General features: G+C 61.9%; 3 protein-coding genes. All 3 read left to right on the top strand.

Annotated features, from left to right (window positions below; translation table 11 throughout):
• The coding region (locus FQ755_RS38860) for a transposase (protein ID WP_409937808.1) at window positions 1-448 on the top strand (448 nt) is incomplete at its 5' end.
• Window positions 436-789, top strand: a complete 354-nt coding sequence (gene tnpB, locus FQ755_RS35935; RefSeq protein ID WP_234037647.1) for an IS66 family insertion sequence element accessory protein TnpB — start codon at window positions 436-438, stop codon at window positions 787-789. The genes FQ755_RS38860 and tnpB, both read left to right, overlap by 13 nt.
• 30 nt (window positions 790-819) lie before the next feature.
• Window positions 820-2,162: IS66 family transposase (gene tnpC, locus FQ755_RS35930; RefSeq protein WP_144162797.1), on the top strand; the 1,343-nt coding region annotated here is incomplete at its 3' end.

The following is a 2,162-nucleotide window of genomic DNA, read 5'->3' as shown; positions in this document are numbered from 1 at the left end:
GCGTTCAGATCAACGGAGCCAGTCAGCCATGTCGAACGCAGGGGGCGCAGCCCATCCCCGTCGCACGTACGCGCGAAAATTCAAGCAGCAGGTGATCAGAGAGACGTTGGTGCCTGGCATGTCGGTGTCGATTGTTGCGCGCCGGCACGACATCAACGCCAATGTAGTGTTCGGATGGCGCAAGCAATATCGTGAAGGCAAGCTCGTCGTCCCTGCACTCGACGTTGCGCCGAGCATGCCATGCACGGAACTGCTGAGCGTCGACGTGATCGACTCGGCATTGGTACTTCGGGCGCCGGAGCCGACAGTGATGTCAGAGGCGATGAGCAGCGTACCGATGCCGACGCCCGTGTGCGAGATCGAGGTGGAGATCGGCAAGCGGCGCGTGAAGATTCGCGGCCTGTCTGCCGAGCGCACCGAAGCGTTCCTGCAGGAATGTCTGAAGTGATCGCGCTGCCGGCAGGTACGCGTATCTGGCTAGCGGCCGGCGTGACCGACATGCGCTGCGGGTTCCAGGGGCTGGCCGCGAAGGTGCAGACAGCACTCGAAGAGAATCCGCTGGGCGGCCACCTGTTCATCTTCCGCGGGCGTCGCGGCGATCTCGTGAAGCTGCTTTGGGCGACTGATGACGGACTCTGGTTGCTCGCAAAACGATTGGAGCGAGGCCGTTTTATCTGGCCCCAGGCCGATGGCGGAAAGATTCATCTGACGAGCGCCCAGCTGTCGATGCTGCTCGAGGGCATCGACTGGCGGCAGCCGCGACGCACTGCCGCGCTGTCGATGTTGTAAACCGCGAAGAAGACTCGTAAACTGCGACGCATGTCCCAACATGCGCCGCTTCCCGCCACCGTCGCTGAGCTCCAGGCTCTGGTGCTCGAGCAGCAAGCATCGCTCGCGAACATGGTGCGGGAGATCGCCGCCCGCGACGACGAGATCGACCGACTGAAGGCGCAGATCGACAAGCTCAGGCGGATGTACTTCGGGAGCAAGTCCGAGAAACTGGCCCGGCAGATCGATAAGCTCGAAGCGCAGTTGGAAGACCTGACGGCCGGCCAAGGGGCGGCAGAGGCGCGAGGACAACGAGACAAAGCATCGAAGGGACCATCCAATCGAGGGCCCACGCGAGAACCCCTACCGCCGCACTTGCCGCGCGACGAGATCGAACTCACACCTGATTCGGCTTGCCCCATATGCGCGACTGCAATGCAGTGGCTGGGCGAGGATGTCTCCGAGCAACTCGCCCGCGTGGCGGCCGCGTTCAAAGTGATCCGCACGATCCGCCACAAGCTGTGTTGCCCCGATTGCGGCCACATCGAACAGCCCGTGATGCCTAGCTTGCCGATCGAGCACAGCATCGCGCATCCGAGCTTGCTGGCCGATATTGCGGTGTCGAAGTTCGCTGATCATCAGCCGCTGTATCGCCAATCGGAGATTGCGGCACGCGATGGAGTGACGTTGGATCGCGGCAGCATGGGCCGCTGGCTCGGGCAGATTGCCCAGCTCTGTGTACCGCTCGTTGAAGCGATCCAGCGCTACGTGTTGGTTTCCGAAAAGGTACACGTTGACGACACGCCGGTCGCGGTGCTCGCGCCAGGCAACGGTAAGACGGTGACCGGCCGATTCTGGGTCTACGTGCGCGACGATCGTCGCTCGGGTTCGGCTGAGCCTGCTGCGGTATGGTTCGACTTCTCCTCGGATCGCAAAGGCATCCACCCTCAAACCCGGCTCGTTGCATTCCACGGCATCGTGCAGGCCGATGCTTACTCGGGGTTCGATCAACTGTACGCAAGCGGCGAGATCCACGAAGCGGCATGCTGGGATCACGCAAGGAGGTACATCTATGATGTTCACGCGCGCACGCCGACTGCGGATACCCAGCAGCTGCTCGAGATGATCGGCGAGCTCTACAGCATAGAAGCCGACATCCGTGGCAAGGAACCAGACGAGCGTCTGCGCGTGAGGCGAGAGAAGAGCAAGCCATTGCTCGTTAAGTTCGAAACGACGATCAGGGCAAAACTCACGACGCTGTCGACGAAGTCCGCGCTCGCCAAGGCGATCAACTACTCGCTGAACCACTGGGCAGCCCTCACGTTCTACTGTGAAGACGGTCGGGCCGAGATAAGCAATGTGCTTGCCGAAAACGCCTTGCGCTGTGTCGCGCT

It is taken from the genome of Paraburkholderia sp. BCC1885, from assembly GCF_900996235.1.
Taxonomy (GTDB): domain Bacteria; phylum Pseudomonadota; class Gammaproteobacteria; order Burkholderiales; family Burkholderiaceae; genus Paraburkholderia.
Note: the sequence above shows the minus strand (reverse complement) of the source record. Positions and strands in the feature narration are given on the sequence as shown.

What these genes read in the sequence shown, in the direction of transcription:
- tnpB (WP_234037647.1), top strand. Translation starts at nt 436, where the DNA reads ATGTCTGAAGTGATCGCGCTGCCGGCAGGTACGCGTATCTGGCTAGCG.